The organism is Vibrio fluminensis (assembly GCF_015278125.1).
GTDB classification, from domain to species: Bacteria; Pseudomonadota; Gammaproteobacteria; order Enterobacterales; family Vibrionaceae; genus Vibrio; species Vibrio fluminensis.
This window is the reverse complement of record NZ_JADILO010000036.1, coordinates 16,362-42,000: the sequence shown is the minus strand read 5'-3', so window position 1 is coordinate 42,000 and position 25,639 is coordinate 16,362. Positions and strand designations below refer to the sequence as shown.

Here is a 25,639-nt window from a genome sequence, read left to right as displayed (position 1 = left end):
CTGATAACGTCGTTACGGATTTTGTAATTAGAATAACTAGTTACGGCAATCCATGCCTAGTTCTCAGCGATTTTCCTTGCGCAATTTTCTGACCACTTACTTATCCCGATTGGTATTACAAATCGAATCGGTCGGCATTCATCACTTTGACCCATGCTGCGACAAAATCAGCAACGAATTTACCTTGGTTGTCATCTTGGGCGTAGAGCTCGGCATAAGAGCGCAATACCGAGTTTGAGCCGAAGATCAAATCAACCCGTGATGCTATCCATTTAGTACTGCCAGAGGCGCGCTCACGAATCTCATACAAACCGTTATCAGCAGGGTGCCATGTGTAGTTCATATCGGTTAAGTTGACGAAGAAGTCTTGGCTTAATGCGCCGACTCGATCGGTCAATACACCTGTCTGACTGCCACCATAGTTGGTGCCCAGTACGCGCATACCACCTACGAGCACCGTCATTTCAGCGGCAGTAAGCTGCATCAATTGGCTGCGTTCTAGTAGTAACTCTTCAGCCGTGACGGCGTAGTCATCTTTGAGCCAGTTTCTAAAACCATCGTGGATGGGTTCCAAAACATCAAATGAGTGCTCGTCAGTCATTTCCGGCGCGGCATCCCCGCGACCTTGAGCAAATGGCACGCTAACACTCAGTCCTGCATTAGACGCTGCTTTTTCTATCCCTACGCCGCCGCCAAGCACAATTAAATCAGCGAGGCTAATAGGTGAACCTAGGCTGGCTTTAATCGATTCGAGCTCAGCGAGCACATGAGCAAGTCTTTCAGGCTCATTGCCTTGCCAGTCTTTTTGCGGAGCTAGGCGAATGCGAGCACCGTTAGCGCCGCCTCGGCGGTCGGAACCACGATAAGTTCGGGCACTGTCCCATGCAGTTGTGACCAGATCGCTGATGGATAGGTTACTGTTGAGAATGGCGAGTTTAAGGCTGTCGATGTTTTCATCACTGAGATGATAGCTAACACTTGGCACCGGATCTTGCCAAATCAGATCTTCTGCTGGTACATCCGCACCAAGGTAACGTGATTTTGGACCCAGGTCGCGATGAGTGAGCTTGAACCATGCTCGGGCAAACACATCGGCAAAGTAGGCAGGATCATTACGGAAGCGCTCGGCTATCTTGCGATACTCAGGATCAAATTTAAGCGCCATATCAGCATCAGTCATCATCGGCTTACATTTGATGGTTGGGTCTTCTACATCGACGGGCATATCTTCTTCACTGATATTGACCGGTTCCCACTGCGCAGCGCCCGCTGGGCTTTTGGTTACCCACCAATCGTATTTAAATAGCAGTTCGAAGTAGCCGTTGTCCCATTGGGTTGGATTTGTCGTCCAAGCACCTTCAACGCCACTGGTGACGGTGTTGCGCCCAATCCCACGCGAGGTTTTATTTAGCCAGCCCAAACCTTGGTCTTCAATTTCTGCCCCTTCGGGCTCAGGACCTAAGACAGAGGCATCCCCGTTACCATGTGCTTTACCGACAGTATGTCCACCTGCGGTTAGAGCGACTGTCTCTTCATCATTCATCGCCATTCGAGCGAAGGTGACGCGCATATCGTGAGCCGTTTTGATTGGGTCTGGTTTGCCGTCTACACCCTCAGGATTGACATAGATTAAGCCCATCATCACCGCGGCGAGAGGGTTTTCTAAATCGCGCTCGCCAGAGTAGCGGTTATTTTCCCCACCACTGGGTTGTAGCCACTCTTTCTCTGCGCCCCAATAAATGTCTTTCTCGGGATGCCAGATATCTTCTCGACCACCGGCGAAGCCAAAGGTTTTAAAGCCCATTGACTCATACGCCATGTTGCCAGCAAGAATAATTAGATCCGCCCATGAAATTTTATTGCCGTATTTTTTCTTAATTGGCCAGAGTAGGCGTCTTGCTTTGTCGAGATTACCGTTATCTGGCCAACTATTGAGCGGGGCAAACCTCTGGTTGCCGCGACTAGCGCCGCCGCGTCCATCAGCAATACGATAAGTCCCCGCTGAGTGCCACGCCATGCGGATCATCAAGCCGCCATAGTGCCCCCAGTCGGCCGGCCACCAATCTTGGCTATCGGTCATAAAGGCTTTGAGATCTTTTTTCAGCTCCTCGAGATCGAGTGAGTTAAATGCCTCAGCATAGTCAAAGCTTGCGTCCATTGGGTCGGTTTTATTGTCGTGCTGGTGGAGTATGTCGAGATTCAAGGTTTTCGGCCACCAGTTAAACTCCGCAGCCTGCTGATTTGTGTTTGCGCCATGCATTACAGGGCACTTGGATTGGTTCGATTTATCACTCATTGCTTGCTCCCTGACTGGGTTGTTTTAACCAAGTTTAGTCAGCCAGCGAAGGTTTCGCGCAGATCTGTAAAGCAGAAATGAGTATAACCATTGGTTTGTTCTAGTAAGTGGAATTAATACACGTCGAGCAAGATATAAATCATCTCGACAAAAAGTGGGTTCACCGATTTATGAGGGCAATGTCGAGTTTCCTAAGTTCTACTCGAATAGTTTAGAGATAGGCTCTAAACCCGATTTGCCTATCTTTCTGTTTTATCGATTAATTGAGTTAATTATCAAAATCTAGATATGCAATAACTTTTAGGCAATAAGTTCACATCTTTCCTATGCTTATTAGCAGAAATGTAGGTAAAAAAATTAAACCAAAGTTAGCTTAGGGATGGTTATTATGAACGAGCAAACTGTTTCAGTACCGGGAACAATTCAAGATGTGGTGGGAACTCCGATTGTTGTACGACCGGGAGAAGCGGCGGTTGGAGCAAGCAAAGGATTTGAGCTAAAGCCTAACGATTTGTTGTTCACACCAGCGGGTAGTGAGCTAGTGGTAGCGATTAATAATGAGCTATTTTTGGTCGATGAAAACTGTGTTGGTTGTATCAATATCGCATCTAACCAACAACCACAATTAACGGTTGCTAATATTAATGGTGAATTAGTCACCATTGATGAACCTACTGATGAAGTGCTTGATGTAAATGCAATTCAAGAAGCAATTTTAGCCGGGGAAGACCCAACGGAGATACTTGAATCAACCGAGGCGGGTGAGTCGCCGGACGGTTCTGCAATTGGAACTTCGGCTACCGTACCACTCAATTTAGCACAAACTATCGCGGCAACTAAGTTCGAAACAGCGGGTCTCAATAATCAGCGCGAGCAGTTTGAGTATGAAGATGGTAATGATGTCGTTGCTGCCAAAGGTGGTTTGATCATTAATACCACGGTAACAGAAGGCAATTTGTCGGATGGGACTTATCCTCAGCAGACGATCACGCAAGCGACAGTAACGGCTGGTACTCTCAGCCTAGACCCAAGCTCTTTTGTTCCAGTAACCAGTAGTCTAAGCGCGTTACTCAACGAGCTAAATTCAGAGATCACGTCATCGGGCAAAGCCGTTGAGTTCATCTATGATTCAACGACCAACGCCATTATTGGCTCCCAAGGCGATGAAAAGGTACTGACCATAGATATTGATGCCCTGCAAAGTGGCAAAGATATTCTATTGCGCCTGACAACCACATTAGAGAAACCGATTGACCATGAGATTGAAAACGGTAGTCAAGGTTTAGTCCAATTTAGTGATAATTTATTGCAAGTCAGTTTGACCTTAACTGGCGCAGATACCAATGGCAATCCTCTTAAGCAGCCGCTATCCATTACGGTGTCGGTAGAAGATGGTGATGAGCAATTAGCGGTAGAGGTGGATGAAAGCTATACCGAAGCGGTAACGTTAAGTGAAGACAACCCTTATCAGACATCGGGCACTGTGTTTGAGCTTGGTGCCGATGAGTTGGAAGTAGTTCGATTTGATGCCAATGCTATTGATCAATTCGATGGTGTCTTGTCAGACAATCAGGAGACAGAAGCGACGCTTTCCGAAGATGGTAAAACGCTGACCTTAACGATTAAAGATGCACCAGATGCGGTCATATTAGCCATTGTTTTGTCAGAGGATGGCACTTATGCGATTACTCAGAACCTGCCGTTAGAGCAAAACAATGATCAAGATACGCTCAATTTCGCCATTCCAGTGACATCGATCGATTATGATGGTGACGTTGTCACTAATGTGATTAACTATCAAGTGGTAGATGGTGCTGCACCGACGGTTGAATTGCCTAATTCAATCGAACCCGTTTTAGAAAGCCAGTTGGATAGCGGTAACCCCGTGTTGTCTCAAGGCATGCTAGGTTATCAAGGTAGCGACGCGGTGCAACATTTTGAAATCGATGTTGAGGCGTTTAATAGCCAGTACCAAGGGTTGCTTCAAAGTGGTGAGCTCGATATTACCTTGGTCGACACGACACAAGATGACGGCTCGTTTATCCATTCATACGCAGGTAAAGATGAAGATGGTGGCACTGTCTTTACCATCACCCTACAACCGGATGGTAGTTACACATTTGAATTGCTAAAACCATTAGATCACAGTGGTCCAAATGACCCTAGCAGTGCCGACAATAATCTATACCATCTCGATTTTCCTATCTATGCCGTTGATAGCGATGAAGATAAATCAGACTCAGATAGCGCACTTGATGGTGCCCAAGCAACAACGCTAACTATTGCGGTGGTGGATGACGTGTCGACACTTAAGGAGTCGATACTGTTTGACCAAGTTGTTGAGCCTACCATTGGTGTTGATGGTATCGTCACGGCTACACAAAATATCTTCAGTGATGTGAGTCAAGATGGCGACCAGGTGACTCATTTTGTCTATAGCAACCAGAATTATAATCTCGATGACTACACACCAAATGCTCAAGGTGTGTATGCAGTTGCACTTAATCCTGTCGGTGATGATGATACCGGAATAGGGACTGTTTACATTACTCGAGATGGCGATATTTCGTTTCAACCTAACTCAGATATTCTGCATACCGATGACACCTCAATTAATGACATTCTCACCGCTAACCTCGAAGTGTTTACCAAAGACGGTGATGATGACGTTGATTCGGTTGATGTAACCCTCAAGATTAAAGATGGTGACAACATCAGTTTTGTCGGTGAGCTTGAGTTGAGCTTTACGGAAACGCAAAACCCTCAGACTTTCACCCTAGATAATGACGGACACCCGCTTGATATTGGTGTGCAAGTTGGTAGCGACAACATCGTCAGTTTGGATTTTGTTAGTGATGAAAATAGCGACTCGGTACTAAATTCTATTACGGTCGATGAAGCGCAGACTTATGTACATATTATTGATGATGGTCAGAGTATTGTCGTCTCACTTACTAATGATCCCAATGACCAAACTGGTTATGTACTGCAAGCCACGTTGAGTGAAGATGCGCAAGGCATTCGAAGTGGTGAATATACCGTCATACAACATCAAGCGTTTGATCAAGTGGATGATGTGTTAACGATAGAGTTTCCATTCGCAGCAGAAGATAGTGACGGAGATATAACTCGCGACACAATTGATGTCACCGTTAATGATGGCGCAGACATAACGGTTTGTAATCCAAATTGTTTTGTCAAACTTCGCGAAACCAAACGACTCGATGGTAGCGAAGAGAATGCGATCACTCGCTATGCTTCGGTAGAGTTAAAACAGGGCTCTGACGAAATCGACACCGTTGTATGGCAAGTTTCGGCGGAAATGGAAGCGGCACTGGCAGCGCTCACCACACAAGGACAGGATACGCAATATCAGATCACCGATGGATTGATCCGTGTATTTACTCAAGATGAGCATGGCAATCAGCAAGACGTGATTGCCTTTGAATTACAAGGGGATAAAAGCGGTGATTACACCGTGACGCAATATTTGCCAATCGACAACGACATGAGTGACAACAAAGACATCTTTGAGTTCTCGATTGTAGCCACCGATGCTGATGGCGATTCAGTGGTTGCCGACATCGACGTGATCTTAAAAGATGGTGCCAATACCAAGTTATCAGATAGTGCGCTTAGCTATACCGAGAAGGAACATAAGTTTGGTAATGCCAAGAATGGCAGCGTTCAGTTGAAAGCAGGTTCTGATGGCGTTTCTGAAGTATCAGTAACGCTAGATAACGAAGCTGAAGTCATGGATTGGACGAGCCAAGATCAAGCTTTGGACATTGTTAAGTCAGGTAACGATTACACGCTGGTGTATGAAAGCGATCCGGATAACAAAGTGCTGGAGTTCATCTTTGATAGTACGACGGGCAATTACCAAGTTATTCAACATAAGCCTATTGATCAAGATGTGAGTAATCTCAGCAAACTAGAGTTCACCGTGACTGCTACATCAACTGATGATGCCAATGTACAAGCGAGCATTGATGTCACGATTAAGGATGGGGTGGAAACCCGTCTAAGTAATAGTACAATTCAATATACTGAGAAGCAAACGGGTATCGATCCTGATGTCTCTTACGGTTTTAAAACGGGTAGCGTCAACATCAAAGCGGGTGTTGATGGTGTCAGTGAAGTTGAAGTTAGCATTGATGATAGCGACGCTTTATCCAGTTGGACTAGCCAAGGTAAACCTCTTGAACTGCTCGAAAATGGTAATGACTTCAAGCTTGTTTATGCAGACGATCTGAATCAGACTGTCATTGAGTTTAACTTTGACGACGAAACGGGTGACTATTCAGTCGAGCAGTTCTTACCTATCGATCAAATCGGCGCTGAGCAGAGCGTGATTAACTTAACTGTTGATGCTTTCTCTACCGATGATGAAAAATCTTCTGCGACGATTGCTATCACCATTAAAGATGGGGCGGAGACATCGCTGAAAAACCGTACGGTGACCTTGACAGAAAAAGATGATGGCGATAACCAATTCATCAAAGGTGAAGTGAGCGGTGATGTCAATCTCAAGCCGGGTGTTGACGGAGTTTCGGCAGTCGCCTTAACGCTTAGCCAAGCTCAAATCAACGATATCAATGCGAATTGGACTAGCCAAGGTAAGGCTCTTGCGGTAGTAGAAGATCTTGATAGCAATACTTACAGCGTGGTCTACAAAGATGACCCAACTGCGCAAGTCTTGAAAGTCGTGCTTGATGATGAAGGTAATTATAAGGTTGAGCAGTCACTGCCAATTGATCAACAAGGCAGCACTAGTAGCTTAGTGTTTGACGTCACTGCTTCATCAACTGACGACGCGAACATCAGCAAAACTTTAACGGTGAATATCAAAGACGGGGTAGACACATCACTGAAAAATGACCAAGTGACACTTGAAGAGAGTGTCGATGGTGATGGGGAGTTTGCTACTAAGTCTGTTAGTGGCGACGTCAAACTGAATCCAGGTCCTGATGGCGCGGAGTCGAGTATCTCGCTCAACAATCAAGATGATGTCTCAAAATGGACTAGCAATGGTAATCCGCTCAAGCTGGTGGCAACCGACGACACCATTACCTTGCTCGACGAAGACAATAACAAGGTATTGGAGCTAATTTATTACCCAGAAGCGGTCGGCAATAAAGTCGCGGGTAGTTATGATGTGATTCAGTATGCTGCGATAGATCAACCAAACAGCAACGTGAGTACGATGTTGGTCGACGTAACAGCAACCTCCACAGATGATAATCCGATCACTAAGCAAATTACCGTCAATATTAAAGATGGTGTGACACCATCGATTGACATCAATGGCAGTGCAAGCCTAACTGAAACCACCGACATGGATGTGGCGACGCCAGCTAAGAAGACTTTCACGCAGTTGCTGGATATTCACAGTGGCACGGATGATATCGATACTGTGTTGTTTACTCTAGCCGATAATAGTCCATTGAAACTGGACGACCTCACCAGTGAAGGGCGTGAGCTTGAAGTGAAAAGTGAAGATGGATCTTATTCACTGTTTATTAAGGGGAGCACAACGGAAGTACTCAACATTACGTTGGATAAACAAAGCGGTGATGTCACCGTTGAACAGTATCGCCCACTGGATAATCCGTCAGATAATCATATTGAATTGAAGATCGTCGCGACCGCTAAAGATACCGATGGCGACTCTGCAAGCAATAGCTTTAATCTCACCTTAGTGGATGGACAAGACCCACAAATAAAACCAGATTCGAGCGTAGAGGTCTATGAGAAAGGGCTGGGTGAAAGCGATGACCACACCGAATCAAACTCAGTTAGCGTCGAGTTTGAGGCAAGCTCAGATAATATCAAAACCATCGAAATTAAACCGACGGGTATCATCATTACCGATCAAAATGATGCGCCAGTCACTCTAACCGCTGATAAACAAGCTGTGCAGTTTGAGCAGACCAGTAACGGTTTAATTGGTTTTTTTGGTAGCGGTGATAGCAAGGAAACGGTGTTTGAAGCCACAGTTAATTCTGACTATACCAGTAATGATTTCGGCAAAGTGACGTTCACCTTACTTAAAGAGGTCGACCATCCAAATGCTGGCACTGATGCGCTGGTACTCAAACTGCCAGTTGTGGCGACAGATTTTGATGGCGACACCAGCCAGACAGGGGCTCAGCAAGCCTATGTTACTGTCAATCTGATTGATGATGTTTCTACTCTTAAAGCATCGATTCTATTCGATGATATCACTGAACCCACACTAGGCACTCAGGGCAGCACAACCGAGGTGAAAAACATCTTTGCTGATGTGAGTAAAGACGGCGATCAAGTGACTCATATCGTTTACGACAATAAGAGTTATGACTTGGATGACTACACGCCAGATGGTCAGGGTGTGTATGCGATTGCACTTGACGCCAAAGGTGCGGATGACAACGGTATCGGCACTGTGTACATCACTCGAGATGGCGATATCTCATTTAAGCCAAACTCCGATATTTTGCACACTGATGCGACTTCATCACTGGATGTTCTCACTGCCAAGCTAGAAGTACACACCAAAGATGGTGACAACGATGTCGATTCCGTTGATGTGACCTTGAAAATCAAAGACGGTAAGGATATTGGTTTTGCAGGAGAACTTGATGTTGCATGGACTGAAGTTAACGCAATTAAGACCATTACTACCGATAGTGAGGGTGAAATACTTAACGTTGGCTTAACCAGTGGCAGTGACCATCTGGCAAGTCTCAAATTTGTCGCCGACAGCGACAGTGGTTCGGTACTGAATAATATCACCGTCGATGAAGCTGAGACTTTTGTCCATATTATCAATGGTGGCGATAGTATTGTCGTCTCTACCAACCAAAACCAGCCACTTAATGTTGCTGACTATATTTTGCAAGCGACGCTGAGCAAAGATGCGCAAGGTAATGCCAACGGCGAGTACAGCATCACTCAATATAAACCGTTTGACCAAGCTCAGTTACCGATAGATGCTGCCGTCATACTGCTGCCACTAGTCGCAACAGATACTGATGGCGATCCAACCGCGGCAGAAATCAAGCTGACGGTTACAGATGGTCAAGATATCACTGTGGGTAACAGTACATCGTCAGTGCAACTTAATGAGACATTAACGCTTGATGGAACAGAAGGGAATGCGATCAGTCAACATGATAGCGTGAGTTTTGTCGCTGGCGTTGATGGTATTGACTCGGTTAAATGGCAAGATGATGCGGCATTGCGAACTTTGTTGGATGGTATTACGACCCAAGGCAAACAGACTAAGTACAGCGTGAGCGATGATACGCTACGCGTGTATCTAGAAGATGGTGCCCAGGGACAAGATGTGATCACCTTTGTGCTAGATAGTGGCGTCGGTGGTGGCTACACAGTCAAGCAGTACTTACCTATTGATAATGCTAACGATGACACGACCAATATCGACATACTTAATTTGGCAATTGTAGCGACGGATAAAGATGGTGACGATACGGTAGCTCCAATTAAAGTGAACCTCAAAGATGGCGTAGAGAGCACTATTCAAGACAGTACTGAAGCGCTAACTGAAACATTAGATGGCGATGGTAGCTTCACCAGTTCAAGCGTCAGTGGTGATACTCAATTAAAGCCTGGTTCTGATGGCGCACAAACCACGATAGCGCTTAAGAATTACGATGAAGTACACGGTACCGAAGCGAATCAATTTAAAGGTTGGAGCAGCAACGGCAACGATATTGAAGTGACAGAAGCGGATACTACGGTCACCTTAACGGATAAAGTCACCGGCGAGAAAGTGCTGGAGTTAACCTACTACCCAGAGGATGTGGGTGTCTTTGGCGATGCCAATTTTAAAGCGGCGGGTACTTATGATGTGACTCAGTTTAGAGCCATAGACCAACCAGAAGATAATATTAGCCAGTTGCAAGTGACGGTTACCAGCCGCTCAACCGATGATACGCCGAAAACGGCGCAAATAACCATCAACATTAGTGATGGCACTACCCCTACTATTATCGCAAATAACGATGCAAGTTTGACCGAAACGGTCGATATGGCTGCCAACACGCCAGCTAATGATTCCTTCACACAAATGTTGGATATTGATAGCGGCACTGATGCTGTTGATACCGTGATATTTGATTTAGCGGATAGCAGTGTTTATCAACTTGCGGATTTAACCAGTAGTGGTCAAGAGTTGGTGGTACAAAGCCAAGATAGCTCTTACTCGCTGTTTATTAAAGGCACGACAACCGAGGTGCTCAACATCGCGGTGAACAAGGCGAATGGTGATGTAACGGTTGAGCAATATCAGCCACTGGATAACCCGTTAAGCAACGATATTGTGCTGACGCTTAACGCGACAGTGACAGATACCGATGGCGACAGTGCCTCAGACTCGTTTGAGCTGACTCTAACTGATGGCATGGATCCGCGTATCGAAAACATTGGTTCGATTAAAGTCAACGAGTATGGGATTGGTCACAATAACCGAGGCGAATTTGGTTCAGCGACGATGACGCTTGAACCAAGCTCAGACAATATTGAAAAATTTGAGATAGATACCACTGCGATTAGCGTGGCGGATAAAGATGGTAACCCAGTCAGCCCGTTAACGTCGGGCAACAAGTTAGTGCAATATGAGGAGATCAGTGGCGGATACCGTGGCTTTATTGAAAATGGCAACAAGAAGCTAACGGTGTTTGAAGTGAAGATTGATTCTGATTACACCTCAGATGATCTTGGCAAGGTAGATTTCAAATTAGTGCGTGGAATAGATCATCCAGATGCAGGTACCGATTCGCTATTTTTAACGCTGCCTGTCATTGCATCTGACTTTGATGGTGATAGCAGCCCAGCACAAGATCTTAATGTCGAGATCAAAGACTACTTCTCAGATGCCAAAAATGTCACCATCAACTTAGTTGAAGGGAGCTCAACCTCGAATAACGGTTATACCGTTGTAAATTATAAGCAGGGCGACCGCTTAGACAACCTAGAGATCGAAGTCCCGGTTGCTCAGCAAGGTAACTTTGCTTTCGGTGATATCGACAGCCCAAGCAGTAAGTTTGATTTGGACACACTCGGCACTGGCAATGGTATTGCGGTATTAGCGAAAAACTCCAATGACCAATGGGCGGAAGTCGGTACGTTAACGCTGATCACCAAGGGCAGTAATGTTCGAGTTAAATTCAGCGCGGCAGATAGCGTCGATCACCTTGATGGTCCGCTTAGCACCACATTTACGATGACGGCGATTGATAACGATGGTGATAGAGACAGCTCAAACTTAAACCTAACCATTAAGGACAAAGCGGCGAAGCTTATTATTGACCCTGTTCGTGGTGATGAAGATACCGATATAGCAGTGACAATTGAAATTGATTTGCATGATGCCGATGGCGAAGAGATTCAATCGCTGCTGCTCGGCAATCCTCCGGGAGGCAGTTTCTTCTACATTGACCCAAATAGTGGTAATGAAATGGAAGTCAGTGGAAGATTATCGAAAGATAAACTCGATGTTTCGGGAACCGATGTTCTTTCGATTGATAACATTTTCTACCGACCAGACGACCACTATTCAACTGACTCAAATGGCTTTGAAGTCAATGCCCAAGTTAAGGTTGAACGAGAAGGGCACCCAGTAGAAACACGCAATGGCAAAATTGACATTGTGGTGGACGGTATTGCCGATAAACCGACTATGGCCGCTTCGTTTGAGCCTGAGGCGGACGGTGATGAAGATTCACTAATTAAACTCGATTTTGCCTTTGAGACAGTTGACCAGTCTGACGCAAGTGCAGAAACCATCACTTATGAGCTTAAGTTTAGTGATGTGAATATCGTGGCGGATCATAAGCTGGTTAAATCGAACGGCGATGAGATAACCCCGGATATAAATGGCGTCTATCACTTTACCAGCGCAGGAATCGATAACGTATATTTAGCAGCAAAAGGTGATTTCAGTGGTTCAGTGCTGGTGGATGTTAAAGCCACTTCCCATGAACCGTTTACTGACAGCACCAACTCTAGCGAAACCACGCTGACAGTCGATGTCGCGCCAATTGTTGATGACATTACTTACCAAGTTGAGCGTGTGCGCGTAAATGAAGATACGGAGTTTAAGCTTAAAGACCATATCCAAGTGAATGATCTAAAAGATAGTGATGGCTCAGAAAATCGTTTTGTTTACATCAAAGATTTACCTAATGGCACCATTATTACCCAGTTTAATGCTGATGGTGACAATGCCGTTATTCTTGATGGTGAGGCGCATTTGATAGTTGACCCTGATGATTACGCAACTGCCACTCTCATCATGTTGGATGATCCCGCAGGGGAGAGCGTCGCGGATGAGGTTGATCTTATTGTCGAGTATGCACTGATTGAATCAGGCACAACTGCCATCATTCCTCCTAAAGACAGCAATGCTGACTTTGATTTTAAGGTTGAAGTTAAAGTGGTCGACACTGCAACTTACGCAGATGGTGACGTGGCATATGACAGTCAATCCATGGGCGATGATCAAACCATCGCGGTTGATATTAAAGGTATTGCCGATGCGCCAATGATGGCTGCTGACAGCAACGATGTGTGGCAAGTTGTTACTGACAATCAAGGGGCGATCAGCGGTATTAAAACCACCACACCGATTGACGAAAACAGTTCCATCATGCTCGACTTCTCCGTGTTTAGTGGTGAGACTGGCTACGACAAATCTGGTCCTGATGGTTCAGAAACGGTCACGGTCGTGCTGTATGCGGAGAGTGGCAATCTAGCTGACTACAAAATAGAAGACACCGATGGCAATGAAATCAGCCTGACCTACACAGGAATGAAAAACGGTCAAGCGCAATATGAGGCGGATATCGGTCAAGCTGATATTAAGATCACGCCGAAAACGAACAATACCGAAGATATTCAACTTAAAGCTAAAATTATTGTCACCGAAAATGACGGTAATGAGTTGGTTACTGAAAAAGATATCTTTATTGAAGTTAATCCAGTTATTTCAGGCTTTAATGATAACTTTATTGTCAATAGTAACGATAATAACTACACGCCACTGGAAGATCAGGTTAATAACGTTAAGTGGTATCCGGGCAAACTCACTGATCGCGAATCTGGCGGTGATCATGAGTTTGTTAGCAAATTAGTTATTTCCGGCAATGAGGCAGAGAGTAACGCTGAACTTAGCGACATTGCGCTTACTATTGAGGCGAACAGTGCCATAGCGCAAGTCTTGATTGATGGTGTTGCAACAGATCTAGATGCAGGCAAGTACCGCTTTGATGCCACAAATGAAGTGACGATTATCGCCGCTGATGGTGCAGAACTGACAGCGGGTAATGTAGAAATTTCTGCATTGGTCACTCCTGAAGATTCGAGTGCAGACTTTGTGCTAAATAGCACGGTTTCTGTCACAGAAGTTGATGTGGATTCTGATTCGGGCTTTAGTAAAACCGTCGATTATAGCGGTAAACTTAACGTCGATATCCAGCCAGTTGTCGAAGATGACGGCGAGCTGAATATTATTGATGACGATGATGTAGGTATTGCGGCAACTCAAACCAATACCGCGGGCTCAGTGAGCTTTACCATCAATAAAGAGGCGCAAGGAGGCAGCTTTGTTGGTAGTAATGCTGATTATTCGGTTAACTTTATCGACCTTGACGCGGACTCTACTGGTGCGCCAAACCCTGAAACCAATCAAGATGAGCGAGTGAGTCAGGTTGTTATTGAGTTTGCTGGTGCAAGCCAAAGTGTGCTTGATCAACTTTATGTGCAGGGCGCTATTAATAATGGCGACGGCACTTGGACGGTCACCAACGAAGATTCGTTTATTGTATTTGCCCCCAATGGTGTCGATGAAACGGTAACGGTTAAAGTTCACGCTTTGGTAATAGATCGAGGTGAAGATGGCGAAGATAGTGTCAATGAAAGCGAAGTAAGTTACGCGGTTAGAGATTCGCAGTCGTTCCAAATTACCTTTGCTGACCCTGACCCAACTGGAACGGTCGGCGGAGAGGCGGCTTCTGCCAGCATAGATAACACGCAAGCCATCAAGGGAACAGAAGATACTAAAGTTCGATTGGATGATACCTTGCGCGAGAAGCTTATCTTCAGTGAGCTAGCGAATTTGGATGACAGCTCAACTAACGATCAAATCACCATCGTGTTTGATGTGTCCAATATCCCTGAGATTAAACGAGTCACATCCGGTACAGGTGAAGAAAACTTCGTTAACGGCAAGTATGCCTTCACCATTGATGCCGAGGATGTTAACGACGACGGCAGTCTAAAAGAGGGGGCTTTGGGTAATGCCGCCATTACTTTAATTGAAGATTTTGCTGGTGATTTCACTATCCCTATTTCAGTCGTGATTACTGACATGGACAGTGGCGATGAAAATGTGGTTACTCAGCAAGTCAACTTTGAGATTACGCCAGTTGTCGATGGGGTAACTAAAGATAATGGTGTGGTGGTGCAAACTGTTGAGGCTGCGGACTTTACCGCAGGTGAAGAGGCACCAAACTCAATTAAAGCGAATACTGCCTATGAAGATAGCCAAGTAACTCTCAATCTGAACCGATTTAGCTTTAAAGATGAAGACACCGACTTATCGCAAGGCGTCGAATCGTTTGCCGCTATAGAGATCAGTTCAACTGTTGGTGCTGTCACCGCTGGTACAGTGTATAGCGGTGTCGAGGAAAAACAGGATGGCACCCTTAGTATCACTGCGGCGCAATTACCAAATGGGGTCACGGTCGAGCAAGTGCTTGCTGAAGTGGTGTTCACGCCGAGCAAAGACTTTTCCGGCAAGGTAACGATTACTCTCGATGGCACCATCATTGATCAAACCGACAATGTTGGTTCGGTTACAGCACCGTTTAAACAAACATTTGATATCGACGTTAAATCGATAGTGGATGGTGTCACGACGCAATCATTGGGCGACAAGGTGATTGATGGCAGTGAAGATACGCCAATTTCATTGTCAGTACTTGATTTCACCCTTGATGATAGTGATGGTTCAGAAGAGTTTGTATCGTTTAAATTGACGGATGTACCCCAAGACTTCTTAGTTTCTTCCACTTCCAGTGATTTTGCAGTCAGCAATAATGGCAGTGGTGTATGGAGTATTAAAATTGCACAATCGGTCGGTGAAACGGTCGATTTGAGCGATATTCAAATTACGCCAGCCGAGAACTTTAGTGGCAGTGCCAATATTGGTTACGTGGTTTACACCCAAGAAGAAGCAGACAAACAGCCGAAACAGCAGGGAGGACGCATCACGCTTAATATTGCCCCAGAGGGCGACGAAATTGATACGCGAATTGATCAACAAGCAACCGGCGCGGAACATAGTGGGGCAGATACCGGGCTAGTGGATATTAAGATTGATGCTCGTATTTTGGATAAAGCTGATTCGATAAGCGCAGGGGCTCATAGCGAAAATAGTCCAGAAACGGTTTACATCAAGGTTGAAAACATCCCGGATGGAGTGTCGATTTTACTGCCCGAATATACCAAAGGGGCAGACCTAGCCAGCGGTGATTATATTGCCTATCAAGAGCTGGATAATGGCGTATATACCGGTAATTGGATTGTAGAAACCAACTTGCAGCAGGTAGAAAACATCCAGTTAGACTTAACGGGTACCGATTACAATAGTGATTCTTGGCGTGGTGATAACCCGCAAATCACCCTTAAAGTGAGCTCTAACGACAATGGTTCAATAGGTCCTGTTGCCGAGCAAATCGTATCTTTGGAAATTACACCAGATAACGATAAACCAGTCGTAGTTGCTCAAACATCATACTCTGTTGATGAAGATGTTCAGCTATCCATTACCAGCATTCAAATTGCTGATGCGGATGTGATTGATGATCCTGGTGCAAACATGACCGTTACTATTAGTCATACTACGGGCAACTTGTCGTTTGGTACCGAGTCGATTCAGTATGCCAATGACAACAACATTACGATTGGCAGTGATAGCGATGGCAATATAGTGCTCGACGGGACGATTGAGGCGATAAACAAACTACTCAGTGGCAGTGAGGTTACAACCGATAGAGGTCTGCTGTTTATTGGCGATGAAAATAGCCACGTTGATTCGCAGATCCAAGTGCAAGTAACTGATAACGGCAACAACGGGGATGTCAATGGTGACGGTACTATCGACATTAACGATGCATTAACCAGCGACCAGATCACCGTCGATGTTAAAGTGAATCCAATCAGTGATAAACCGACATTAGAGGCTGAGCGCAATCGCTACTTAGTGGCTGTCAATGATGCGCAACTGGCAGTGATACCATTGTTAGGCTTAATTCCAGCGCTAGCGGTGGCAGATGAGAAGCTATCTGTGCAGTTTGATAATGTACCTGCTGGCACCACCATTAAAGTGGGCGGCGTTACGGCAACGCTCAATGGTGATGGTCTGTTCCAAGCCGATGTACCGCAAGGTGGTGATACGGATATTACCATTGAGGTGCCAGCTGGAATTACCGTGTCAGAGACGGCTATCGAAATCAGAGCGGTCTCTACTGATGGAGATGCAGATCCTGCATTGTCGGACCCGGTCACTATTAACGTCACAGCTGATTCTAGCGAATCAATTTTGGGTACGGCAGGGAACGATTACCTATTTAATCTTGATGATAGCGATGGAATTACTCTATCTGGCGACGCTGGGGACGACATTATCATTGGCAGCGACAGGGCTGATATTCTCGAAGGTGGCGCGGGAGATGATCAAATCCTCGCAGGTGATGGCGATGATATAGTCCAAGGCGGCTTAGGCAGTGATATTCTGACCGGTGGTGGCGGGCAAGATATCTTTGTCTGGACAGCTGAAGATATTGATTTGGCTAATCCGCAAGTAGATAAAATTACCGACTTCAACGCGGATAAGTCCGTTGGGGCTGAGAAAGACATGATCGATCTATCTGAGGTATTCGAAAGTGATGACTCGATGGAAGATATTCTTAGCCGCTTAACCGCTGAGAAAGATGGTGACAAGATTAATATCGAAATTCTCGACCAAGAGGGTGGAGAGACAGTGCAAACCATTGTTTTGGAAAACCAAGCGGGCTATACACTCGATGGAGGCAGTGCAAGTCTAATGGATGATTTGATTAGTCATGAGTTTATCAGGTTAATTAACCAAGAATAATGGCGTCTAATGTAATTAGCCCATAAATTTCATCATGTAATTATGGGCTAATTACCTTTTCCAAGAATACAGCACACCTCTTCTTAGACATAGCGTAAAAGATAACACTTCAAGTCTCAATTTTATGATAAATGCAAAGTTTGATTTAAAAATAAGACAAAAATTTGTGCAATAATATGTAACAAAGTTTTATGTATGGTGATTCTCACCCTTAAACTGATTTAAAGTTTAATTATGACTTATCCAGTAATTCTCATCTGAATATTGCGATTTACATTAGATCTACATGCTAGTGTGATTTTAATCGAGCAAAAATAATCTGGGTATAAGTATATGTGTTAAATTTCTAAGACTTTTTAGCATATATGGAGTTGGGAGTTGATGGCCTGCATTTAACTGTCTAATTTGACTTAAAATACCCTATGAATATCATCTGCCCTGCAATGATGAACTGTTATGGTTCATAAATTTTAAAGGAAAAGACAGGGTTTAAAAATGTTAAATAATCTAATTGTAAAAGCGAAGGTTGCTGCAGATAACTTTATTCATGATCAGAAAGGTGTAACTGCGATTGAATATGCGATTGTTGGTGTCGCAGTATCTGCATTGGTGCTAGCTGTGTTCCTTAATGACAACGGTGGGCTACAAGGTGCACTAGAAAATGCGATTTCGAATATTACCAGTAATATTGCGCAAGCAAACGAAATTGGTGAATCGTCGTAATCGTTTTGTCTCAACTAGTTTGGCCTAGTTTGATGCACCTAGGTTGGTTATTGTTAACCAGCCTAGTTGTATTTATCACTTATAGTGACATCCGATATCGACTCATACCGAATGTCAGTGTGATTGTGGTTTTTACGATTTCTCTATTATTGAGTCAAATTGAGATAAATATTGCATGGGCAGTAAAATCACTGAGTTTGGCTTTGTTTTTTATCACATTGAGCATCCTGTCAATTTGGGGGGCTGGTGATGCTAAATTGAGTATTGTATTTATGCCGCTTATATCAGAAGAATTTTTATTACTATATTTGTTAGGCTTTATCTTTATAGGTGGATTTTTGGCAGTAGCCTATTTGATGGTAGGGCTGTTGACAAGCTTTGAAGGGATAAAAAAAAGAGGTTTGCCATACGGTGTTCCAATAGCTATGTCAGGCTTGTTTTTTTCTATTGCATCAGTATAAGGAATTGAAATGCAGTCCAGGATATTATTAGTTGTAGCTTTGATTGCTATATCGGTTGGTCTATTCGGTATATTTCTATCTCAGAAATCTGAGTCCGAAGCACCTGTTGCGAAAAAAGAAGTTTTGGAGAAATTTGTCAAGATCTACGTCATTGCCAAAGCTAACGTAGAGAAGGGACAAGTCGTTCAAAAGAGTGATTTTAAAATACTTAAACTCACGGAAAAGCAAGCAAATGATAAAGGTTTTGATAAAGACAGCTTGATAAGTTTTGAACAAGGCTCAGTCTACAGAAATAGAATGCGCCGAGATGATAGTGTCTACTCAGACAGTATTTCACAGCCTAATGACAGTGACTATATTGACCTTATCCTAGAAGAAAATCATATTCCTTATCCTATTGAAGTATCACCACTTTCCATCGTCGGCGGTGTGATCAATCCAGGATCTTATGTTGATGTTTTAGCTCTAGCGGGTGTAAAAGGTTCTCAGCGAGACCTTGTTAAATCCAAGCGAGAGCAAGTTTCAATTAGCCCAATCTTACTCAACATAAAAGTACTGAAAGCAAACCTCAAACGAGGGGATTCAGTCAAAAAAAGTAAGATAGAAGAAGAGAGTTTCCTGATTCTAGAACTAGATAGGCAGCAGGTTGCAATACTAAAAGTTGCCGAAAACATCTCGAAAATTGAAATTCATAAATCCCTTGGTAACTACCCTGCATCGAAGCTCAATGCTGATGCCGGCGACGTCTTACCAGACTTTAAGGCAATCAAAGAGTTGAGAGCCAGCAAGGTTGCGATAAATTAATTATTAAAGGTTGGGTAATATGCTTCGTTTTGCATTCAAATATTTGAGCGTTGTGGGTATTTCATGTCTATCGCTCAATTCTTTCGCCACTGAACTCATGATGCTAAAAGAAGGTGAGGCTAAACCAGTTATCACTTCAGTTGATGTCGATACGGTATTTATCTCTGATCCGTCGATAGCGGATTATCAAGTTATTGATAACCGGAAAATTGTGGTGTTCGGAAAAAAAATGGGCACAGCGTCGTTAATGCTTTTTGATGAGGAAGCCGAGACACTGTTCAATAAACAGTTGGTCGTTAATCGCAGTTTCACCGAGATCATTCAGCAAGTGAAACTTCATTATCCGTATGCAGAGGTCACTATCAGCAATGTGGGTGAGCAAGTTGTTCTAACCGGTTATGTGTCGAGTGAAGCTGAAAAAGACGGCATTAATGAACTGGTCGGTGAGATGCTTTCAAAAGATGTTGAAAAGACTAAATACACTTGGCAAAAGTTAGATTCTGAAGCAGAAGTGATTGATTTTATGACTAAGCGTGAGTATTCAGGCATTGTCAATCAATTGGAAGTGAAAACAACCAAACAGGTTAACGTGAAAATTTCCATTGCTGAAGTATCACAAAGCTTTATGGAAAGCTTAGGTATTCAATATGGTACGGATGCGGGAACGGGCGTTTTTGTTAATCCGATTCTCGATTTTAGTGCGGATGATATTCTCTCGGGCATTACCGCACTTGGTGATGATTCGATTGGTCAAGTTCTTGCCGAACCGAATCTTTCAGTAATCTCCGGTGAAAGTGCTTCTTTTTTGGTTGGTGGTGAGATTCCAGTGGTTACGATTGTCGATGGTGGTACCAATGTCACTTTTAAAGAGTTTGGTATTCGCTTGGATTTGGTAGCAAAAGTATTGAGAGACGACAAGATTAAGCTGTCGCTTCAGCCAGAAGTCAGCTCACTTGATACCCAGTATGCGGACGAACGCTTTAGCCTTCCAGCCTTGAAAACTCGCCGAGCGAAAACAACGATTGAACTTGCTAATGGTCAAAGCTTTGTCCTTGGTGGCCTTCTTAATTCAGAAGATGTTGAAACATTGAGGAAAATTCCTCTGATCGGTGATGTTCCAATTTTAGGCGCGCTATTTAGACACACGGAAACGTCGAGAAACAAAACTGAACTGGTCATTGTCGCGACAGTGAATTTGGTAGAGCCAGTATCTCCTCATGTTGTTCAGTTACCATCAATGAAGCGAACTTCAAACTTATCAAGACTTTTTGCCTTAGACGATGAGCAGAACTCCATAGTCAACAAGCGAGCTAATGACATATTGGCAACTGGGGGATTTAAGAAATGAGAAATGTACTAATTTTACTATCGCTTGGTGTCGCACTTTCGGGCTGTGCTCCTCACAGTGCTGAAAATAGTAGTATTGAAGTTGAAGTATTCCCAATTAACTATCAAATGGCTTTGGTGGTTGACAAGAAACATAAGGCAGAGACGCGTAGGGAATGGGACAAGTTTTATAGTAAGTATCAAACTGAGTTGCTGAATAAAAAAGTGAGCATGTTCTATTCCTCCTCAATTGGTAAACAAATTGCTAATCAATGGAAGAGTACGCTTGTTGACGATGGTGCAGTTAGAAACAATATCACAATCAAATCGAACCCTGATTTGGACAATTTTGATGTCAAAATTCAAATCTCTAAGCACAAAGTCGTGACCCCATTTTGTCAGCCACAAGAAGTGAGCAAATTTGGATATCAACCAATAGGCTGCGCTTCAAATAGTAATCTTTGGCAGTCAATTGTTTACCCAGAAGATGCCCTTTTACCCGCATCGTCAGATTAATGTCATCAGGAATTACAGTATGTTAGACATCTTGGACTCTTTAAATAAAGTTGAGCAGAAAAAGCGGGAGGCAGTTCGTTTTTCGTGTGTGGCTTTTACCCAAACGCGGGAATGTCGTGATCTGATTGAAGAAGCCTTTTGTTTTGAAGGGATCCCAACTCCAACATTTGCAAATAATAGCGATGAGACCATCAAATCTCACGTGAGACAGCAAGATGTCGAGGTGGCTTTAGTAGAACTGAGTAAGTCATCAGATGTGACGGCAGATATGCAGAGAATTAGCCACTTGTTGCCGAACGATTCGTCGGTGATTGTTATTGGTGGTGAAGATGCAATCTCAACGATCCGCAACTTAAAAGACATGGGATTCTACTATCTGTTTTGGCCTGCGACTAAATTAGAAGTGGTGGACTTTATTAAAAATGTCTACCGAAATCGCGAGCAAGAAAGTGGCTTAGGTAAAAAGAGGTCAGCGAAAAGCATCGCAGTTTGGGGATGCAGTGGCGGTGTTGGAACATCATTAATTGCAGCAGAATTGTCAAATAATTTGTCACGTAACCAAAATGCGAAATGTCTATTGGTTGATCATGATTACTATTCAGGCAACTTGGATATCATTTTAAAACTTGAAGATTTTGAAAAAAGGACATTGAGCATTGCAGCCGTCGATTCTGAATTTGATGACACTTATGCTGCGAGTATGACCAAAAAAGTTAATGACTTGCTGTCAATTCTATCCATAACTTCGGATAGTCACTCTAGCCTTGAGTTAAAAGAGTATACCCGAGTGATGGAAAGCTTATTGAGTGAACAGAATAATTTTATTATTTCTGATCTCTCAAAAGGAGGTCAGACGAATGTTGACTACCAATACCTCACAGAAACAGCTGACACTGTTGTACTGATTTTTACTCCTGCTATTTCAAGCTTACGTCAACTGAAGAAAGTTTCGGACAACTTATCTGCTCAAGCTCCTGATTTAAGGAAGATTATGGTGCTGAATCATGTACAGCCTTCAAAAGCGACAGTGCTTACAACCAAAGATGTGACTGACTTCCTTGAGCGTCCAGTAGACGTGGAAATTCAGTTTGAACCCGGCCTTTTGAAGCACATCGTCAACGGGGGCTATTTGTCTGAATCTCGCCTGTCTGTAGCGAGTTCTTTAAAAGAACTTACCGCGGTTATTTTAGGTGAGGGTGGTGCCTACAATCACAAACCAGTAAAGAAAAAGTGGTTTTCGTTTTAATTAGAGGTCGTAGTAGTCATGGCAACAACCCAAGCTCGAAGTATCTTTGTAGAACTACGTCAGCAGATCTATGATGCATTAGAAGCTGATATTGTAAATACTCTAAGTCGAGAGCAACTTACCGATCAGATCAGTAGTGCAATTGATGTTCTAATTAAGCACAACGACCACTCTGTGGCCGGTGTCGTTCGCAAAGAATACGTAAAGAACATTGTCGATGAATTACTTGGTTTGGGTCCGCTTCAACCTTTGATGGACGATGAATCAATTACTGATGTGATGGTGAATGGTTGTGATAATGTCTTCATTGAGCGCAATGGATTGGTTGAAAAATCAAATATTACCTTTCTTGATGAGAAGCAGCTGTTACAGATCGCCAAACGAATTGCAGCGCGTGTTGGGCGAAGGGTAGATGACTCGTCACCAACTTGTGATGCACGCCTTCCGGATGGTAGCCGTGTCAATATCGTCATACCACCAATTGCCATCGATGGCACTTCTATCTCAATACGTAAGTTTAAAAAGCAAAGCATAGACCTTGAAAAATTGGTCGAATTTGGCGCCATGAATTCAGATATGGCTAAAGTTCTGATGATTGCTGCGCGCTGTCGATTGAATATTCTTATCTCAGGTGGTACGGGTTCAGGTAAGACAACTATGCTGAATGCGCTAACTCAGTACGTCTCTGAGCAAGAGCGCATTGTCACAATTGAGGATGCTGCGGAACTTCGATTGCTTCAGCCTCATGTGGTGAGATTAGAAACACGTACAGCCGGTATAGAAGGCACGGGTGCATTAGCACAACGAGAACTGGTTATAAATTCACTCCGCATGCGACCAGATCGCATTATTGTTGGTGAGTGTCGTGGTGGTGAAGCGTTTGAAATGCTGCAAGCCATGAATACCGGACATGATGGGTCGATGTCTACCTTGCACGCGAACACGCCTCGAGATGCGCTTGCGCGTGTAGAGGCGATGGTAATGATGGCGAGTAATAACCTGCCTCTAGAGGCGATTCGCAGAACGATCGTCAGCGCAGTCGATATTGTGATCCAAATTAGCCGGTTACATGATGGTTCTCGTAAAGTTATGAGCATTTCTGAAGTGTGCGGTTTAGAAGGTCAGAATGTAGTTATGGAGGAGATCTTCCGTTTTGATACCCACTCGGTGGATAGTGATACGAGACGAGTAATCGGTGAGCATACCACAGCAGGACTAATGAAACGTTCGATTCTGGTGGAAAAAGCACGGTATTTTGGTTTGGAAAATAACCTAAATTCGATATTTGGTTTGAGAGGATAGCAGTGATGGCCTGGTTTAGCCTAGCAATTGGTGTATTGATATTCTACTGGCTGATACGTAAGCGTGACCAAGATAAAACATTACGTTATCTCAGAAGCTTAGATAAGAAATCAAATCAAGAGAGTGGTATCGAGCTTGGCAATGCGATCAACCTAACCAGTATTTACAAAGAGACCTTGCTGCAGAAATTGGAACGACAAGTCAGTAACACCAAGCGACAGCTTGGTGCAGGTGCTGGTTTAAAGTTAGTAATTTTTATTATCGTGCTGGCGTTTGCTTCTAAGTATATAAACGAGACGTTTATCAGAGGTAACCCATGGCTCGTGTTGACGATTATCGAATTTGCGGGGCTATATGCGCTGTACATGTGGTTACAAAAAAGAGAGCTTAGGGAATTTGAAGCCGCATTTCCGGATGCTCTCAACATGCTTACTAGTGCGGTAAGTTCTGGCGAAAGCCTTATGCATGCCATTATTTATGTGGGTAATACACTGGATAGTGAAGTGGGGGCTGAGTTTAAGTTAATGGGAGAGCGTCTTCAGATGGGAGAGGCTCCAGAGTCAGTTTTTAGGAAAGCATGTAAGAGGTTTCCTTATGCCTCATTTCAGTTCTTTGTAATCACCATGAATGCCAACCTGCAACGAGGGGGGCAATTAAAGAGTGTGATGACAAGGCTTAATCGTCTTTTGTTTGACACTCGAGCGATTGAAAAAAAGAAATTGGCATTAACATCGGAAGCAAGAGCATCGGCTAAAATAGTTGCAGCAATTCCATTTATCTTCCTTTGGATGCTGCAATACCTTAGTCCGGAAAACTATGAATATGTTATGACTGATCCATCAGGTAGATACATTTTGTATTACGTTTTGGCGAGCGAATTTATTGGTATCACAATAGTTTGGCGGCTAATGAAGGGAGTCGAAGCATAATGAATGTGACATTATTATTTTCGTCGATGGTTTTAGTGTTTGGTTCTGCGATTCTACTTTTTTATGTATTTAAGAATAAGAGTAAGCAGCAATTAGTTAAACACCTACATCAAACTAAAGAAAAAAACGCTCAAAAAGTCAAAGAAAAAGAGATGTTCAATGCCATCATCCCTAGTACGTTAGTGATGAGTGATAAAGATATTGAGGAGAAATTATTTAGCGCGGGATATTATTCATTCAAATATGCTCATTTCTATATGCCGCTTAAGTATCTACTTTTGATTGTTGGTTGCTTACTGATTGGCGGACTATATTATGATTCGTCCAGTAATTTAACACTGATAGCGCTTTTGGCTATTTGGGTCGTTGCCGTGTTAATTTTGCCTGATGCGATACTGACATCAAGAGTGAATGCATATCGCTTGCACATCAACCGGCAGTTGCCTTATATGATTGATTTGCTAGCTGTTTGTGTGCAAACAGGGATGACAATTGAAGCGTCTCTTGTTTATCTTGCACGAGAAATTAACGAGTTTAACCCGAAGTTTGGCATATTGCTAAGACGATTGAATGATAGAGCTCAGGTTGTGACTATTGAGCAAGCGTTAGACGAACTTTATGAACATATTCCGACATCAGAAATGAGAAGCTTTGTAATGACATTAAAACAAAGCCTTCAATATGGCTCATCTATTTATGATAATTTGACGCAGTTGTCTGCTGATATTAGACAAGTAACAATGCTAACCATTGAAGAAAAAATAGGAAAGCTAGCGGCTAAAATGTCTGTTCCCCTGATTCTATTTATTATGTTTCCGATTGTAATATTAATAACGGCTCCTGGTATAATGCGAATGATTGGTGGTGTATAAC

Annotated in this window: 11 protein-coding genes; 10 read left to right on the top strand and 1 reads right to left on the bottom strand. The window is 43.7% G+C overall.

The window, feature by feature from the left end:
* Positions 1-115: 115 nt before the first annotated feature.
* Entirely contained in the window at positions 116-2,296 is a 2,181-nt protein-coding gene (gene katG / locus IRQ95_RS19110; protein ID WP_194438915.1) for a catalase/peroxidase HPI, read from the bottom strand.
* A gap of 388 nt (positions 2,297-2,684) precedes the next feature.
* Here katG and IRQ95_RS19105 point away from each other — a divergent pair, with 388 nt between their 5' ends.
* The 10 genes from IRQ95_RS19105 (at position 2,685) to IRQ95_RS19060 (ending at position 25,638) form a co-directional block, all read left to right on the top strand.
* Positions 2,685-17,459, top strand: a complete 14,775-nt coding sequence (locus tag IRQ95_RS19105; RefSeq protein WP_194438910.1) for a retention module-containing protein — start codon at positions 2,685-2,687, stop codon at positions 17,457-17,459.
* A gap of 495 nt (positions 17,460-17,954) precedes the next feature.
* A complete protein-coding gene (locus IRQ95_RS19100; protein ID WP_194438905.1) occupies positions 17,955-18,182 on the top strand; it encodes a Flp family type IVb pilin in 228 nt (75 codons plus the stop codon).
* Between the two features lie 32 nt (positions 18,183-18,214).
* Positions 18,215-18,643 carry a prepilin peptidase gene (locus IRQ95_RS19095; protein WP_228481503.1) on the top strand — a complete coding sequence of 143 codons (429 nt, stop codon included), beginning with the start codon at positions 18,215-18,217 and terminating at the stop codon, positions 18,641-18,643.
* A 9-nt stretch (positions 18,644-18,652) separates the two neighbouring features.
* Positions 18,653-19,447, top strand: coding sequence for a Flp pilus assembly protein CpaB (gene cpaB / locus IRQ95_RS19090; RefSeq protein ID WP_194438901.1), 795 nt, complete (start codon positions 18,653-18,655; stop codon positions 19,445-19,447).
* A 19-nt stretch (positions 19,448-19,466) separates the two neighbouring features.
* Positions 19,467-20,795: a type II and III secretion system protein family protein gene (locus tag IRQ95_RS19085; RefSeq protein ID WP_194438899.1), complete on the top strand. Its 1,329-nt coding sequence runs from the start codon at positions 19,467-19,469 to the stop codon at positions 20,793-20,795.
* The gene (locus tag IRQ95_RS19080; protein ID WP_194438898.1) at positions 20,792-21,289 is read left to right on the top strand and encodes a hypothetical protein; all 498 of its coding nucleotides are present in this window, start codon (positions 20,792-20,794) and stop codon (positions 21,287-21,289) included. The genes IRQ95_RS19085 and IRQ95_RS19080 overlap by 4 nt, the downstream gene beginning before the upstream one ends.
* Positions 21,290-21,308: 19 nt before the next feature.
* Positions 21,309-22,535, top strand: coding sequence for a CpaE/TadZ family protein (locus IRQ95_RS19075; RefSeq protein ID WP_194438896.1), 1,227 nt, complete (start codon positions 21,309-21,311; stop codon positions 22,533-22,535).
* An 18-nt stretch (positions 22,536-22,553) separates the two neighbouring features.
* A complete protein-coding gene (locus IRQ95_RS19070; RefSeq protein WP_194438894.1) occupies positions 22,554-23,837 on the top strand; it encodes a TadA family conjugal transfer-associated ATPase in 1,284 nt (427 codons plus the stop codon).
* A gap of 5 nt (positions 23,838-23,842) precedes the next feature.
* Positions 23,843-24,766: a type II secretion system F family protein gene (locus IRQ95_RS19065; protein ID WP_194438892.1), complete on the top strand. Its 924-nt coding sequence runs from the start codon at positions 23,843-23,845 to the stop codon at positions 24,764-24,766.
* Complete coding sequence (locus tag IRQ95_RS19060; protein ID WP_228481501.1) at positions 24,766-25,638, top strand: type II secretion system F family protein; 873 nt, start codon at positions 24,766-24,768, stop codon at positions 25,636-25,638. Before IRQ95_RS19065 ends, IRQ95_RS19060 begins: the two co-directional genes overlap by 1 nt.
* Position 25,639 lies beyond the last annotated feature (1 nt).

Bases quoted from the DNA above. Each gene is read 5' to 3' on its own strand.
- IRQ95_RS19075 (WP_194438896.1), top strand. From the start codon at position 21,309: ATGTTAGACATCTTGGACTCTTTAAATAAAGTTGAGCAGAAAAAGCGG.
- IRQ95_RS19100 (WP_194438905.1), top strand. From the start codon at position 17,955: ATGTTAAATAATCTAATTGTAAAAGCGAAGGTTGCTGCAGATAACTTT.
- IRQ95_RS19080 (WP_194438898.1), top strand. From the start codon at position 20,792: ATGAGAAATGTACTAATTTTACTATCGCTTGGTGTCGCACTTTCGGGC.
- IRQ95_RS19060 (WP_228481501.1), top strand. From the start codon at position 24,766: ATGAATGTGACATTATTATTTTCGTCGATGGTTTTAGTGTTTGGTTCT.
- IRQ95_RS19070 (WP_194438894.1), top strand. From the start codon at position 22,554: ATGGCAACAACCCAAGCTCGAAGTATCTTTGTAGAACTACGTCAGCAG.
- IRQ95_RS19085 (WP_194438899.1), top strand. From the start codon at position 19,467: ATGCTTCGTTTTGCATTCAAATATTTGAGCGTTGTGGGTATTTCATGT.
- cpaB (WP_194438901.1), top strand. From the start codon at position 18,653: ATGCAGTCCAGGATATTATTAGTTGTAGCTTTGATTGCTATATCGGTT.
- IRQ95_RS19065 (WP_194438892.1), top strand. From the start codon at position 23,843: ATGGCCTGGTTTAGCCTAGCAATTGGTGTATTGATATTCTACTGGCTG.
- IRQ95_RS19095 (WP_228481503.1), top strand. From the start codon at position 18,215: ATGCACCTAGGTTGGTTATTGTTAACCAGCCTAGTTGTATTTATCACT.
- katG (WP_194438915.1), bottom strand. From the start codon at position 2,296: ATGAGTGATAAATCGAACCAATCCAAGTGCCCTGTAATGCATGGCGCA.
- IRQ95_RS19105 (WP_194438910.1), top strand. From the start codon at position 2,685: ATGAACGAGCAAACTGTTTCAGTACCGGGAACAATTCAAGATGTGGTG.